The following is a 15,105-nucleotide window of genomic DNA, read 5'->3' on the forward strand; positions in this document are numbered from 1 at the left end:
GAAGAGACCATGATCCGGAAGCAAGACCGTCGCCTTCGTGTCGGCGTGCTCGGCTGCGGGCCGATCGCCCAATTCGCGCATCTCGAATCCTGCGTGAAGGCCGGCAACGCCGATCTCTATGCGATCTGCGATGCCGCCCCCGATCTTCTGGCGCGCATGGCCGCGACCTATGAACCCGAAAAAATCTATGGCGATTACGATGAGATGCTCGCCGACCCGCAACTGGAAGCGGTGATCGTGGCGACCTCCGACGCCTATCACGTGCCGATGTCGATCAAGGCGCTCGAGGCCGGCAAGCACGTGCTGTGTGAAAAGCCGATCGGCGTCTCGGTCGAGGAAGGCGAGATGCTCGCCGATGCGGTCCGGCGCTCCGGCAAGGTGCTGCAAGTCGGCCATATGAAGCGCTTCGACCCGGCACTGGAAGCGGCGCGCGATTTCGTCCGCGACGAGATCGGCGAGATCCTGGCGCTAAAAGCCTGGTATTGCGATTCCACGCACCGCTACACCAACACCGACGCGGTCCAGCCGCTGCCGGTCACCAGCAAGCTGGCGCGCAAGCCGGGCGGCAATCCGAAGGCCGATCTCAGGCAGTATTTCATGCTCGCGCACGGCTCGCACCTTGTCGACACCGCGCGCTTCCTGTGCGGCGAGATCGTTGCCGTGCGCGCCCGTCTCAACGAGCGTTTCGGCGCCTATTGCTGGTTCGTCGAAACCGAATTCGCCAATGGCGCGCTCGGCCACCTTGACCTCACCGTGGCTGTCCGCATGGACTGGCACGAGGGTTTTCAGCTCTATGGCGAAAACGGCTCGGTGATCGCGAAGACCTTCAATCCCTGGTATTTCCGGGCGAGTGAGGTCGATATCTTTCACGAGAAGGATGCAACGTCACGAAAGCCGCTCGGCGCCGACGGGCATTTCTTCAGGCGCCAGCTCGAAGGCCTCGCCGAGACAATCCTTGACGGCAAGCCGATGCGCGGCGCCAACGTCGAGGACGGCCTTGCCTCGATCCGCGCCATGGTGGCGATCGCCCGTTCGGTCGAAACGGGCGATCGCGTCGAGATCGCTTCCGCAACGGGAGCGGTCTGATGCAGGTCGGGGTGTTCGCCAAGACCTTCCCGGGCAGCGAGCCGGCTGGCGTGCTGGCAGCGGTCCGCGACGCGGGATTTGCCGTCACCCAGTTCAACCTTGCCTGCGCCGGGCTGCCGTCGATGCCGGAGGCGGTGCAAAAAGACGCCATTGATGCCATCGCGGATGCATCGAAGGCCTGCGGTGTCGCCCTGGCAGCGCTCTCGGGAACCTACAACATGGCCCATCCCGACAGGACCGTGCGCGACGACGGCCTGCGCCGGCTTGGCGTGGTCATCAAGACCGCGGCAGAGCTTTCCGTTCCGCTGGTCACCTTGTGCACGGGAACACGCAACGCCGACGATCAGTGGGCATACCATCCCGACAATAGCGAGCCCTCGGCATGGGACGACATGGCGGGCGAGATGGAAAAGGCGTTGCAGCTCGCGGAGCGTCACGGCGTTGATCTTGGCATCGAACCCGAACAGGCCAACATCGTCACCTCGGCCTCGGACGCGATGCGCCTGATCGCCGAGATGGGCTCGACACGGCTGCGCATCGTGCTCGATCCGGCCAACCTGTTCGAGCAGGCGAGCCCCGAGGAAGCACGCGCCATCGTCGCCGCCGCCGTCGAACGCACAGCGGACCACGTCGCCATGGTGCATGCCAAGGACCGCTTTGCTGACGGCCGCTTTGCCACCGCCGGTCGGGGTGTCGTCGACTTTGCGGATTTCGTCGCCAGGCTGAAAGCATCGGGCTTTGACGGGGCGCTGGTCACGCATGGCCTCTCGGCCGAAGAGGCCCCCGGCGTTGCCCGCTTCCTCAAAGGGCTGGTGTGATGGCGCGCCTGGCCACGCTGCTTCGCGATGACGCCACGCTTCGGATTTCCGATAGTGGCGACGGCATTGCGGTCATCTTTCAGCATGGGCTGGGCGGTGGCGACGCGCAGGTTGCCCAAGCCTTCCCTTCCGGGCCGGGCTTGCGGCGCATCACGCTGGAATGCCGCGGACACGGCGCCTCCGGACTGGGCAGCCGCCGGCCGTTTTCCCTGGAGATGTTCGCGGACGATGTTGTTGCCGCCGCCGATCAGGCCGGCCTCGATCGTTTCGTCGCCGGCGGCATTTCGATGGGCGCCGCTATCGCCACGCGCCTGGCCTGCCGTCATCCGGACCGCGTCGCGGGTCTTCTCCTGGTGCGGCCGGCCTGGATTTTCGACGACGCGCCGGTGAACCTGCTGCCGATCGCCGAGGTTGCCAGGCTCATCCTGGACCACGGGCCCGACAAGGCGAGGTCGATCTTCGCGCAATCGGAAACCGCCGCGCGCCTGCAGCGTGTAGCACCCGACAATTTTGCCTCGCTGTTCGGCTATTTCGACCGGCCGGACGCCGCGCCATTCGCGCAGGTCCTCGCCGACATTGCCGCCGACGGCCCGGGCGTTTCGGCGAGCGACGCCGCCGTGCTTGGCATTGCCACGCTGGTCATCGGCAATGCCATGGATGCGGTGCATCCGCTCTCGGCGGCCCTAACGCTCGCCGCAGCCATTCCCGGCGCGACCTTTGCAGAAATCCATCCCAAGGCGCTCGACAGCGTCAGGCATTTCGCCGAGTTGCAGGCCGAGATCACGACCTTCCTTCACACCCACTCGAATTTTCGGAGCCTCATTCCGTCATGACCATCAAATCCCTGTCCGGCAAATCCCTGTCCGGCCCCGCCGCCATCGCCGCCCTGCCGCGCAACCGGCTGCTCGGCGAGTTTTCGCTGTGGTCGGCCGATCTTGCCAATATGGAGCGCGACCTGAAGCGCATAGAACCTCATGTCGACCTCCACCACCTCGATGTCGCGGACGCCCGCTTCACTCCGGGCTTCCTGTTCTTCCCGGACCTGGTAGCGCGGATCGCCAGGCTGACGGCAAGGCCTATCCATGTGCACCTGATGGTCGAAGCCGAGATCGTCGAGGAGCAGACGCGTCAGTTCATCGAGGCCGGCGCCGATCTGGTCAGTGTCCACGCCGAAAACGGCGAAGCCGGCCTGCGCGCCGTGCGGCTGGCGCATGCGCTCGGCGCCGAGGCCGGCGTGGTGCTCAGGCTGGAAACGCCGGTGGCCGCGGTCACGCCTTTCCTGTCGCAAGTCGCGTTTTTTACGCTTCTCGGCACATCCATCGGCGTCAAGGGCCAGAGCCTTTCCGAGCAGGCCTGCCCACGTTTGATCGAAGCGCGCGCACTGATGAGAAAAGCCGGTCGCGAGACCGACATCATCCTGGCTGCCGACGGCGGCATCCGTCACGAGACGGTGCCGCGCCTGCGCGCCTCTGGCGCCGAGACGGTGGTGCTCGGATCGCTGGCGTTCGGCGACCCCGACCTCGCGCAGCGCATTCGCTGGCTGCATCGGCTGGAGGTCGCCGCCTGATGACAAGACTGGCCCTCGCCTTCGATCTCGGCGGAACGGAGCTGCGCGGCGCGCTGGTCGAGAGCGACGGCGGCGTTGTCGCGCAGGTCTCGGCGCCGACGATGGCGATTGCGGGATCGGATGCGGTGATCGGCCAGATCATCGCACTGGCCGGGGCTCTTCTGACACAGCGCCCACAGGCGGAGGTCGCCGGGATCGGCATCGGCGCGCCGGGACCGCTCGATCCCAAGGCCGGTATCGTGATCGCGCCGCCGACGCTGGCCGGCTGGCACGACGTGCCGTTGATCGACATTCTTGGCAAGCATTTCGGCCTGCCGGTGCGGCTGGAAAACGACGCCAACGCGGCCGCTCTTGGCGAATGGCGCTTCGGCGCCGGCCAAGGTACCGGATCCCTCGTGTTCGTCACCGTATCGACCGGCATTGGTGGCGGCGTCGTCGCCGACGGCCACATCTATCACGGCCGGCGCGGGCTGGCCGCCGAGATCGGCCACATGACCATCACCGGCGAGGGCGACCGCTGCTTCTGCGGCGCCGTCGGCTGTTTCGAGGCGGTCGCCTCCGGTACCGCGCTCGGGCGGCGTGCCACGGCGCTGACCGCGCCGGGCGACGGCTCCCTGCTTAGGCGCCTTTCGGCTGACGGCGACGTTTCGGCCAGGCAGGTCGTCGAAGCCGCACGTGCCGTCGATATCAGCGCGCTCGAATTGATCGAGGCGGAGGCGAAGTGGCTCGGCATCGGCTTCACCAACCTGCTTCACCTCTATTCGCCGGACCTGATCGTCATGGGCGGCGGCCTCGCCAATGGCTTCGACCTGTTGGCTCCAACCATCAGGGCAACCGTCGAGCAGCGGGCGATGCCGGCCTACAGGGATGTACCGATCGTGCCGGCGCGGCTTGGCGACCGCGCAGGACTGATCGGCGCGGCCAGCCTGATCCTGTGGGAAGGCGAACCGGGCGCGCCATTGGCGATGGCGCAGGACAAGGACAGCAAAGGCGGCCGGACCGAACGTGTCGCCGGCAGGGAGGCAATCCATCGCTGAGCTCAAGCTGCTGGCGCCGGTCACCTGTGGCCCGGGCGCTGGTGCCGCTGCATTCGGCGTTCGCGGTGGATTCATAGGCTGAAGCCACACAACTGACGACGCCGGCATCAAGCTGCTTCGCCCCCGCAGCGTCAATTTCTGCTGCACCGCAGGACATCAAAACCTCTGCATACCATTTTAAATGTTGACGCATGTTAATTTTTTCTAAAACATGCGGAAATGCTGACAAGGCATCGGTCAGCGCTCCGGGAGGAGAAATGCCTGACACGAAAATGGCCCGACCGGGCGCTCGGAAACCGCCGTGCGGCGATCGCCGGTCGGTCGGTCGCCTGTCATCGCAAGCACCGGGCTGGCCTTCGCCTGCACACAGCCATTCCGTTGGCCGGGCAACGGGTCGATTGCGACACCACCAACAAATTAGGAGGAGGAAGAGCATGCGTATGTTCAATTGCCTGACGCTTGGCGCAGGCCTGTTTGCAATCGTGATTTCAGTGCCGGTCCATGCCGAGGACGCGGCCCGCGTCGCGGCGATCGTCAAGGGTCTCGACAATCCCTTCTTCCAGTACATGCACCAAGGCATCGAAGAGCAGGCCAAGGCCGACGGCGTGGCCGTCACTATCCAGGCAGCCGCCAATATGGGCGACGCTACCGGGCAGGCCGATCGATTGACCGCCATGGCCATGCAGGATTTCGACTGCTATCTGGTCAATCCGATCAGCGTCAGCAACCTCGTCCAGGCACTTGTCCCTGTCGCCCAGAAGAACAAGCCGATCGTCAACATCGACAGCACCATCGACGCCGAGCAGGCCAAGGCCGCCGGCTTCACCATCTCAACCTACATCGGCACAGACAACGTTGCCGCCGGCGTTCTGGCGGGCGAGGAGATGCTGAAGCTGGTTCCTGCAGGCTCCAAGGTCGCGCTGGTGGCCGGCATTGTCGGCGATGTCGGCAGCAACGCCCGCATCAAGGGCTTCAAGCAGGCTGTCGAAGGCAAGCTCGAAGTCGTGGTGATGGTCAGCGCCGACTGGGATCGCGAGAAGGCGCTTACCGCGGCCACCGACATCCTGGCCGCGCATCCCGATCTCGCCGGCTTCTTCGCCGCCAACGACATCATGGCGCTCGGCGTTCAGCGCGCCGTCCAGACCTCGGGCAAGGACGTCAAGGTGATCGGCCTCGACGGCATCGTCGACGCGTTGAAATCGGTGGCGGCCGGCGAACTCGCCGCGACCGTCGCGCAATATCCCTATGTCGTCGGTGCCATGGGCGTGGAAGCCTGCAAGGCAGCGGCCATGGGCAAGGAACTGCCCGCCAACGTGCCGGCGCCGGTTCTATTGATCAACAAGGACAATGCCGAAGCCTCGCTGAAGAACTTCCCGCGTCCAGGCGACGACTATCCCGATCCCTTCCGCGAGATGTTGAAGTGAGCATTCCTGAACAAAACGCGCCCGTGCATACTGCGGGCGCGGCGGAGGAGAGCCGCCCCTCCCTGTCGGCTCTCCTCCTGGATCCTTCCTTCTGGGCCGACTGGGCATCGGTCGTCGGTCTTGTCGGCCTCGTCATCGTCTTCGGCATTAGTCAGCCGGTCTTCCTCAGCATCGCCAACTTGCAGGCCCTGCTGCTGGCCGCGGCGATCCTGGTCGTGCTGTCGATCGGCCAGACCTTCGTCGTCGCGACCGCCGGCATCGATCTCTCCTTGGCGGCAGCCGTCATGCTGGGCGCCATCATCCTCGGGCTCGTCGATGCCGCGGGCTATGGCATCTTTCTCGCCTGCGTGCTCGCCGTAGCCGCCACCAGCGCGGTCGGTTTCCTGAACGGCGCGCTCATCACAGCCGGGCGAATACCCGACTTCGTGGTAACGCTCGGCACGCTTTCGGGCGTCACCGGGCTCGGCCTGATCCTGTCGGGCGGCGAGCCGATAATGGTCGGCTCGACCTTCCTGCTGCGGCTGGCCTCGGGCTCCCTTGGACCGTTCGGCTATCCCGTCTGGGTGGCGATATCAGCCGTTCTGGTGGCGCATATCGCGCTCTTCCACACCCGCTTCGGCGTGCATCTGCTGGCGACCGGCGGCCAGGTCGAAAGCGCCAGCGCGCTCGGCATCCACACCAACCGGGTCAAGATCGTCGCTTATACGATTTCAGGCTTCTGCGCCGGCATCGCCGCACTGCTTCTGGTGGCGCGCATCGGCTCGGCCGAACCGCAGATCAATACCAGCCTTCTGCTCAATTCGGTGGCGGCAGTCGTCTTGGGAGGTGTCAGCCTGTTTGGTGGACGCGCCAGCATTCTCGGCCCGGCGATCGGAGCGCTGATGCTAACCGCTCTCGTCAACGGGCTGACGCTGCTCAGCGTTTCGGCCTTCTACCAGCCCTTGGCCGTTGGCGCCATCGTGGTGCTGGCGGCACTGATCATGCGGTATCAGAAATGAGCGCCGTCAATCACTCCCCGTCGGCCGACGCGATCCTCGCCTGCGAAGGACTGAGCAAGCATTTCGGCGGCATCCGCGCCTTCACCGATGTCGCCTTCCAAGCCCGCCGTGGCGAGGTCACCGCGGTGATCGGCGACAATGGCGCCGGCAAGTCGACGCTGATACGCTGCCTAGTCGGCGTGCATGTGCCGGACGCTGGAGACATTTTCTTCGACGGCCGGCCGCACCCCTTCGCCAATCCCGACGAGGCGCGCAAGGCCGGCATCGAGACGGTGCACCAGAACCTCGCGCTGATCGATGAATTGACCGTCGCCCAGAACCTGTTCCTCAACCGTGAGATCGTGCGCCGGATCGGCCCCTTCGCACTGCTCGACCGCAAGGCGATGAAGCAGCAGGCGCGCGCCATGCTGTCACGCCTGTCGATCAACATGCCTTCGGTCAGCCAGCGCGTGCGGCGCCTGTCGGGCGGACAGCGACAGGCGATCTCGATCTGCCGCGCCGCAGGTTCCGGCGCCAAGCTGGTGGTGATGGACGAGCCAACCGCAGCGCTCGGCGTGCAGGAGACGGCCAATGTCGAAGCCCTGATCCGGCGGCTGCGCGAACAGGCCGTCAGCGTCATCCTGGTCAGCCACAATTTCGATCAGGTGCGGCGCCTGTCCGACCAGATCTGGGTGATGCGAGCGGGACGGATGGTGGCGACCGTCCGTTCATCCGAGACGACCGGCAACGAACTCGTCGCGCTCGTCACCGGCGCTGCATGACGGACGGCCGGGTCGAGCCGCACCTGTAGCTATAACGAGCTGTTGGCTGGAAACAATTGGTTTGCGAAGGGAGTGTGCCGTGGCGGTGATCCGTGTCGGGCTAGTGGGTCTTGGAGAGGTCGCGCAATCAATCCATCTGCCGGTGCTGAGCGATCAGCGCGACAGCTGGCTGGTATCAGGCATCTATGATGTGTCGCCGAGCCTGATGGCGCTGTGCACATCCGAATACCCGACCGCCAAAGCCTTCGAAACGGCAGAGGCGCTAATCGACTCGCCGGATATCGACGCGGTTTTCATCCTCTCGTCAGACGAGACCCACAGCCGTTTCGTCCGTGCCGCCGTCCAGGCGAACAAGCATGTCCTCTTGGAAAAGCCCGCCTGCCTGACGGTGCGCGAGATCGACGAGCTTCTGGCACTGACGCCAAACTACGCCAAGACGATCTTCGTCGGCTACATGCGCCGCTACGCTCCGGCCTATCTTGCAGCGATGGAGGAACTGCCTGACTTCGCCGACATAACCCATGTCCGCATCTTCGACCTGATCTCCGAGGGCCGGCATTTCCTGAAGAAGAGCCAGAACGTCCTCTATCCCACCGACATCGATCCGGCCCTTTTGGCACGCGGCGCCGGGGAGCGCGAGGCGCTGATTCGCGAAGTGGTGGGCAGCGATGCGCCCGCCGATCTCGTACGCGCCTATCGCGGCCTGACGGCGCTGAGCTCGCACCATATTTCGGCGATGCGCGGGCTCCTCGGCGAACCGGCCCGTGTGCTGGCGGCGCACCGCACCAATGGCGGGGCCAACACGAGCGTGACCTTCGACTACGGCCATTTCGCCTGCTGCTACGACGCAGTGGTCGACGATCTCGGCCTGTTCGACGCGATGATCGAGGTGCGCTCGAATACCAAGCGGGTCCGCATCATTTACGACACCCCCTACATCCGCAGCCTGCCGACGCGACTCGAAGTGACGGAAGCCGGGGCAGCCGGCCCGGTGACGCGGACATTCGGGCCGCTGTATGGCGACGCCTTCTCCAACGAACTGGAAACCTTCCACCGCCACATCACCGCCGGGACGAAGCCGCTGACCGACCTAGCGGACTCCCGCCGCGACCTGGCGCTGATGGCCGAGATTATCGAGCAGATGAAGAAGGCTGGCGACCGCCGCGGCCTGCCGTCTACTTCCCGCAATGGTGATCGTTGATCTTGTTCAACGCGTTCGCGTCGGGTCCGACCCTGTGGTAGGAGCAGGCTCCTGCGGCTGTCGTGAACAACTGCCGATCATAGTAGCGCGGGCCGCCGAACAGAATGTCGATGATGTTGCCTTCGGCGGGGACGTAGCGATCACGGTCAGGCTGATCATCGCGATCTCCAGCCAAGGCCGCGGCAGACATGCTGCACCCCATTGCGAAAACGAGAGCGCGGATCGCAAAACGTTTTGTTGTCATCGGGGAATGCCTTTCTGGCCGTTCGGCTTCTCACCATACATCCAAAATCGCGAGGCGGACAAAGGTTCCCTGAACGGCACTCCTGCGCGGCAATCTATCCCGCAATCTCCAACAAGGACGATATCAGCAACCGGCGTTCGTCGACCGAAAGAACATCCGAATCGAAGAGATTCATGCTGCGAAGTCCTTCGATGGCGAGGTAGCAGACCAGCAGCGCCTTGAGGTCCGGCGTTTCTCCCTTGAGCCGTTCGAAAACCTGCCGCCTGAACGCTTTTATCGGCGTCAGGAAATCGGGATCCTCGGCGATCGCCGAAAATATCCAGGAAGCCGACGGTTTCGATTCCGCGGCATGTTCGGCCGAAAGCTTGATGTAGGTTGCAAGCGGGCTCTCGCCCGCGACGCCGGCAGTGCGGGCGGCGTCCAGCGCCTGCTCGAAGGCGCGCAGATAATCCTCAACCAGCGCCTGCATCAGCTTCGCCTTGGTCGGGAAATTGTACAGCAAGCCGCCTTTCGACACCCCGGCCCGGCTGGCGACGGCGTCCAGCGACAGGCTGCCGGGTCCTGTCTCGCGTGCCACATCGGCGGCGGCGGCGAGAATTTTATCACGCGAATTTGCTCTGCGGGCTTTCATCAATCGCTCCCCCATACATTAGCCTACGCGGAATTGACAAGACCGTCCAGACGGTACAGTAAGGTCGCCGTCATTTGATATCGGGACCAGTCACAGCTATGTGTTTGGGTCATCCGACTGTTGTGCCGGGCCATGGCCAAGGGGACTGTTCGTGATCAAGCGTTTCATCATCGCCTTCATTCTGCTCGTGGTGGTCTGCGGCGGCATCGTCGGCTTCAACTTGTTCCGCGACAATGCAATGCAGGAATTCTTCGCCACGATGAAGCCGCCGGCGGCGACCGTGTCGACGATGACCGTCAAGCCGACGGGGTGGACGCCGGGCGTCGAGGCGATCGGCACTGTCAGTGCGGTCCGCGGCGTCGACCTGACCGTCGAGACCGCCGGCATCGTCAAGGACATCCTGTTTCAGGCCAATCAGAAGGTTGAAGCCAACGCGGGTCTGCTTCAGCTCGACGATGCCGCAGAGCGCGCCGATCTCGATGCGACGAAGGCGCAAGCAGCGCTCGACCAGACGGCGTTGACACGCGCCCTTGAATTGCAGAAACGCGATGTCGGCTCGGAATCGACGCTCGATTCAGCGCGGGCAGCCGCATTGGCTTCCGCTTCGCGGGTCAACAGGCTGCAGGCGGTGCTCGAGCAGAAGCTGCTGACAGCGCCCTTCAGCGGCACCATTGGTATCCCCAGGATCGATCTCGGCCAGTATCTCTCACCCGGCACTTCCGTAGCGACCCTGCAGGATCTGGAGACGATGCGAGCCGATTTCTCGGTTCCCGAACAGCAGCTTCCGCTGCTGAAGATCGGCCAGACGCTGCGGCTGGGCATTGGCGACGGCGAGCTTCCGTTCGCCGGCACCATCCGCGGTATCGACCCGAAGATCAATCCGACCAGCCGGATGGTGACGGTCAGGGCCGAGGTCGCCAACCCCGAAGGCAAGCTGACACCTGGCCAGTTCGTGCAGGTGCGCGTCGAACTGCCCGAGGAAAACAACGTGCTGACGGTGCCGCAGACTGCGCTGACCTCCAGCCTCTACGGCGACTTCGTCTTCGTGGTGCGTCCGGCAAAGCCCGCCGCCGACGGTGGCGCCGCCCCTGCTGCTGCGGCGAAGCCGGAAGAAAAGCCGGCCACGGATACTGCCAAGCCCGCGGCTGAAGCGCCCGCGGCAAAACCCGAGGAAAAACCCACTGCTGCGCCGGCCGAGCCGACGGCGCAAGAGCAGAAGCCGCAGCTCGTGCTTGCCCAGGTGTTCGTCAAGCCAGGCCGTCGCAATGACGGCCTGGTTGAGATCCTGGAGGGCCTTGCGCCCGGCGACGAAGTCGTTACCGCCGGCCAGAACCGCCTTTCCGCCGGCATGTCCGTTGCCGTCGACAACACCATCGACCCGACCAAGCCGGCAAACCAGCAGGCAGCCCAGAAATGAGCTTCTCCGACATCTTCATTCGCCGTCCGGTCCTTTCGACCGTGCTCGCCTTGATGATTCTGCTTCTGGGTTTCCAGGGCATCTTCAGCCTCTCGATCCGGCAGTATCCGGAGGTCGAAGAGACGGCCATCACGATCACCACGGCCTATCCCGGCGCCAGCGCCGACCTGATCCAGGGGTTCATTTCTGCGCCGATCGCCCGTGCCGTCGCTTCGACCGAAAACATCGATTACGTCACGTCGGCGAGCCGGCCGTCCTCAAGCACCGTGACGGTGCAGATGAAACTCGGCTCCAACCCCGACGTCGCGCTGAACGAAGTCTTGTCGAAGGTACAAAGCGTGCGCGGCGACCTGCCGGACGAGTCCGAAGACCCGGTGATCGTCAAGGGCACCGGCGAGCAGTTCGCGATGATGTATATCTCGATGCAGAATCCGAACATGACGCCGGAACAGCTCACCGAATATATCGAGCGCGTCGTGCGACCGCGCATGTCGACGGTCGAGGGTGTCGCCGACGTGCAGATTTTCGGGGCCGCCGAATATTCGATGCGCGTCTGGATCGACCCGATCAAACTGGCGGCGCGCGGCGTGACGGCGTCGGACGTGCTGACCGCCATCAACGCATCGAATTTCCTCTCAGCACCCGGCAATACCGAAAACGAATACGTCGCCTCCTCGATCACCGTCCGCTCGACGCTGCAGACGCCGGAGGCTTTCGCCGCTCTTCCGCTTCGTTCCACAGACGGCAATGTGGTAAGGCTGCGCGACGTGGCGCGCGTCGAACTCGCCGCGGCGAACACCGACACCAGGGTTACTTTCAACGGCAAGCCCGGCATCTTTCTCGCCATCTTCCCGACGCCGGCCGCCAATCCGCTGACGACGGCGGAGGCAATCCACGAAATCGTGCCGACGATCCAGGAGACGCTGCCGCAAGGCATGACGATCGAGATCGTGTACGATTCGACCGAGCAGATCAGCGCTTCGATCGAGGAGGTGTTCAAGACCATCGGCGAGGCGGTCGCCATCGTCATCGTCGTCATCCTGCTCTTCCTCGGCTCGTTCCGCTCGGTGCTAATGCCGATCGTGACCATTCCGCTGTCGCTGATCGGCGTCTGCTTCCTGTTGTTTACGCTGGGCTATTCGATCAATCTCTTGTCGTTGCTGGCCATGGTGCTGGCGATCGGCCTCGTCGTCGACGATGCCATCGTGGTGGTGGAAAACATTCACCGCCACATGGAGGAAGACGGTTTGTCGCCGATGCAGGCGGCCTTCAACGGCATGCGCGAGATCTCGTCCGCCGTCATCGCCATGACGATAACGCTGGCCGCCGTGTTCGCGCCGCTGGCCTTCACCGGCGGCCTGACCGGCGCCCTGTTTCGCGAATTCGCGGTGACGCTTGCCGGCTCGGTGGTGCTTTCGGGTGTCGTCGCCCTCACCGTCACCCCAATGATGTCGGCACGCATCCTGAGGGCCGGCTCGCACAGCCGCTTCCAGCGCATTGTCGACAACACGTTCAGGCGCGTCGAAAACGTCTATGAGCGGCTGGTCAGCGGCTCGTTGAAATACCGCCCAGTGACGCTGATGATCGTCATCGCACTGGTCGCCACGACCGGCTTCATGTTCACCAAGACCGCGAGCGAACTGGCGCCCGAAGAAGACCAGGGCTTCCTGCTGTCTCTTGTGAACGCGCCGCGCTACGCCACGTCGGACTACACCGAAACCTATGTGAACCAGATTCTCGGGCTGGTGAATGACATCCCCGAAACCAGGGCGCGGTTCTCCGCCGTCGCCTTCGGGGGCCCGACGAACAGCGCCTTCGTCGGTTTCGCTTTCAAGGACTGGGCCGAGCGCGCGCGCAGCTCGAAGGAACTTCAGGAAGACATCACCGCCCGCCTCGCCAAGGTGGCGGGCGTCGAGGCTTTCGTCTTCGCACCGCCGACGCTGCCCGGCTCCGGCGGCGGCCTGCCGGTCACCATGGTGGTGCGCTCGACCGGCGATGCCTCCCAGGTGTTCGAGGCGGCCGAGGACATCAAGAACAAGGCGCAGGCCTCCGGTCGCTTCCTCGCCGTGCAGAATTCGATGTCCTTCGATGCGCCGCAAGTGACGGTGACGATCGACCGCGACCGCGCCGCGGCCCTCAACCTGCCGATCGCCGACATCGGCCGGACGCTGACCCTCCTGGTCGGTGGCGCCGAAGTGGCGCAGTTCGACCGCGAATCCAACAGCTACGACATCATCCCTCAGGTGCCGCAGAACTTCCGCGACAACCCTGAAAAGCTGGCCGAGTATTTCGTCCGCAGCGCGTCGGGCGAGATGGTGCCGCTCTCGGCGGTGGTGAATATCTCGACGAACGCCTCGCCGGCCGTGATCGAGCAGTTCAATCAGTTGAACTCCGCCACGATTTCCGCTCTGCCATTGCCCACCATCACCACCGGCGACGGGCTGAGGACCATCGAGGACATCGCCAGGGAAAGCCTGCCCGACACGTTCTTCATCGACTATACCGGCCAGTCGCGGCAGGAGAAGGAACAGGGCTACACGATCATCATCGCCTTCGCGGCAGCTGTTCTTGTGATCTATCTGGTGCTGGCGGCGCAGTTCGAAAGCTTCCGCGATCCGTTGATCATCATGATGTCGGTGCCGCTGTCGATCTTCGGCGCAATCGTGCCGCTCAATCTGGGGTTGGGAACGCTCAACATCTACACGCAGGTCGGGCTGATCACGCTGATCGGCCTGATCACCAAACACGGCATTCTTCTGGTCGAATTCGCCAACCAGCAGCGCGAACTGCACGGGATGCGGCGACGCGATGCGATCGTCGCCTCGGCCAGGGTGCGGCTGAGGCCGATCCTGATGACGACCGCGGCGATGGCGCTCGGCGTGGTGCCGCTGATCGTCTCCAGCGGCGCAGGCGCCGCAGCGCGCTATTCGATGGGCCTGGTGATCTTCACCGGCATTCTGGTGGGAACCATGTTCACCCTGTTCGTGGTGCCGATGTTCTACACCTTCATCGCCAGCAAGGACCTGCCGCATCACGCCGAGAAGCCGGACCCGAAGCTGATGCCGGCGCCGGTTGATTGATTGACAAAAGGCCGGAATTTCCGGCCTTTTTCTTGGGCAGAAATGTCCTACCGCAACGTATTTGGAAGCGGATCGTCTAGCTTTCTATTTGACGATGAGGATCCTGGTGTTGGCCGGACCGAAAATATCGACAAGCTGGTAGAAGTCGGCGGCATTGTCCGGATGCAGCCGCACGCAGCCATGCGAGGCCGGCTGTCCCAAGCGCTTGACGAAATTGGTCGCATGCACGGCGTAGCCACCCTTGAAGAAGACCGAATGCGGCATCGGCGCGTTGTCATACTTCCTCGAATACCACATCTGGTGCATGCGGGTCGGCTTGAACGAGCCGATCGGGGTGACATGCCCCTTGCCGCCGGTCGAGACTTTCCACGCGAAGGTCGGCCGCCCGTCGACGAGGACTTCCATCGTCTGCTGCGAGAGCGAAATCCGCGCCACGATCTGATTGGCGGCCCGATTGGCGGCCCCATTGGCGGCATCGGCGACGCCGTTGCCGGCGCCGAACAAAAGAGCCGTGCCCGCGGTGACGGCGGCGGCGATGTTGATGAGCTTGGCGGAAATGGCCGTGTGCATGTTGTCCCCTGTCTGCCGGGCATGGCCGGCTCCAATTCGATGACTGGCTTGTCGTCGGGTCACGTTTCGAATTGATTTCGCACGGCGGATTTTTCTGTTTCGAATCTGTTTCCTCTGGTTAACGGCCGCAGGCCCATTCCGAGGCGTTTGCAAGGGTGAAAGCAAGAACAGGACGGTCTGCCCGGTCGAGCCCAGACCGGAAAAGCTACTGCCATCTCCTGGCGGAAGCGCGGTCTTCCCTCACATGAAAGAAAGCTCGAAACCAATCGGC

14 protein-coding genes are annotated in these 15,105 nt (G+C 64.0%); 11 read left to right on the top strand and 3 right to left on the bottom strand.

Going from position 1 to position 15,105, the window contains the following annotated elements:
- Window positions 1-9 precede the first annotated feature (9 nt).
- The 9 genes from AC0L17_RS08195 to AC0L17_RS08235 all read left to right on the top strand — a co-directional run bounded on the left by AC0L17_RS08195 (window position 10) and on the right by AC0L17_RS08235 (window position 8,892).
- Complete coding sequence (locus tag AC0L17_RS08195) at window positions 10-1,086, top strand: Gfo/Idh/MocA family protein (RefSeq protein WP_473515442.1); 1,077 nt, start codon at window positions 10-12, stop codon at window positions 1,084-1,086.
- On the top strand, window positions 1,086-1,904 hold the full coding sequence (locus AC0L17_RS08200) for a sugar phosphate isomerase/epimerase family protein (RefSeq protein WP_473515443.1): 819 nt from the start codon (window positions 1,086-1,088) through the stop codon (window positions 1,902-1,904). The genes AC0L17_RS08195 and AC0L17_RS08200 overlap by 1 nt, the downstream gene beginning before the upstream one ends.
- Complete coding sequence (locus AC0L17_RS08205; RefSeq protein ID WP_473515444.1) at window positions 1,904-2,737, top strand: alpha/beta fold hydrolase; 834 nt, start codon at window positions 1,904-1,906, stop codon at window positions 2,735-2,737. The genes AC0L17_RS08200 and AC0L17_RS08205 overlap by 1 nt, the downstream gene beginning before the upstream one ends.
- Before the next feature lie 11 nt (window positions 2,738-2,748).
- Window positions 2,749-3,471: a ribulose-phosphate 3-epimerase gene (locus tag AC0L17_RS08210; protein ID WP_473515518.1), complete on the top strand. Its 723-nt coding sequence runs from the start codon at window positions 2,749-2,751 to the stop codon at window positions 3,469-3,471.
- On the top strand, window positions 3,471-4,508 hold the full coding sequence (locus AC0L17_RS08215) for an ROK family protein (RefSeq protein ID WP_473515445.1): 1,038 nt from the start codon (window positions 3,471-3,473) through the stop codon (window positions 4,506-4,508). Before AC0L17_RS08210 ends, AC0L17_RS08215 begins: the two co-directional genes overlap by 1 nt.
- Before the next feature lie 434 nt (window positions 4,509-4,942).
- Window positions 4,943-5,932 carry a sugar ABC transporter substrate-binding protein gene (locus AC0L17_RS08220; RefSeq protein WP_473493791.1) on the top strand — a complete coding sequence of 330 codons (990 nt, stop codon included), beginning with the start codon at window positions 4,943-4,945 and terminating at the stop codon, window positions 5,930-5,932.
- Window positions 5,929-6,930 (top strand): ABC transporter permease, encoded by a 1,002-nt coding sequence (locus AC0L17_RS08225; protein WP_473493790.1) that lies wholly within the window; start codon window positions 5,929-5,931, stop codon window positions 6,928-6,930. Before AC0L17_RS08220 ends, AC0L17_RS08225 begins: the two co-directional genes overlap by 4 nt.
- The gene (locus AC0L17_RS08230; protein WP_473515446.1) at window positions 6,927-7,691 is read left to right on the top strand and encodes an ATP-binding cassette domain-containing protein; all 765 of its coding nucleotides are present in this window, start codon (window positions 6,927-6,929) and stop codon (window positions 7,689-7,691) included. The genes AC0L17_RS08225 and AC0L17_RS08230 overlap by 4 nt, the downstream gene beginning before the upstream one ends.
- 79 nt (window positions 7,692-7,770) lie before the next feature.
- Entirely contained in the window at window positions 7,771-8,892 is a 1,122-nt protein-coding gene (locus tag AC0L17_RS08235; protein WP_473515447.1) for a Gfo/Idh/MocA family protein, read from the top strand.
- Here the strand turns inward: AC0L17_RS08235 and AC0L17_RS08240 are convergent.
- Both AC0L17_RS08240 and AC0L17_RS08245 read right to left on the bottom strand, forming a co-directional pair.
- Window positions 8,867-9,082, bottom strand: a complete 216-nt coding sequence (locus AC0L17_RS08240; RefSeq protein WP_473515448.1) for a hypothetical protein — start codon at window positions 9,080-9,082, stop codon at window positions 8,867-8,869. The genes AC0L17_RS08235 and AC0L17_RS08240 overlap by 26 nt on opposite strands.
- A gap of 148 nt (window positions 9,083-9,230) precedes the next feature.
- Entirely contained in the window at window positions 9,231-9,767 is a 537-nt protein-coding gene (locus tag AC0L17_RS08245) for a TetR/AcrR family transcriptional regulator (protein WP_091593200.1), read from the bottom strand.
- Window positions 9,768-9,918: 151 nt separating this feature from the next.
- Between AC0L17_RS08245 and AC0L17_RS08250 the strand changes: the two genes are divergently transcribed.
- Together AC0L17_RS08250 and AC0L17_RS08255 are read left to right on the top strand one after the other, a co-directional pair.
- Window positions 9,919-11,184: an efflux RND transporter periplasmic adaptor subunit gene (locus AC0L17_RS08250; RefSeq protein ID WP_473515449.1), complete on the top strand. Its 1,266-nt coding sequence runs from the start codon at window positions 9,919-9,921 to the stop codon at window positions 11,182-11,184.
- Window positions 11,181-14,264: an efflux RND transporter permease subunit gene (locus AC0L17_RS08255; protein ID WP_473515450.1), complete on the top strand. Its 3,084-nt coding sequence runs from the start codon at window positions 11,181-11,183 to the stop codon at window positions 14,262-14,264. The genes AC0L17_RS08250 and AC0L17_RS08255 overlap by 4 nt, the downstream gene beginning before the upstream one ends.
- Window positions 14,265-14,348: 84 nt before the next feature.
- Here the strand turns inward: AC0L17_RS08255 and AC0L17_RS08260 are convergent, their stop codons facing one another.
- Window positions 14,349-14,834, bottom strand: a complete 486-nt coding sequence (locus AC0L17_RS08260) for a L,D-transpeptidase (RefSeq protein WP_473515451.1) — start codon at window positions 14,832-14,834, stop codon at window positions 14,349-14,351.
- Window positions 14,835-15,105 lie beyond the last annotated feature (271 nt).

The sequence above is a fragment of the Mesorhizobium sp. WSM4829 genome (assembly GCF_055811475.1).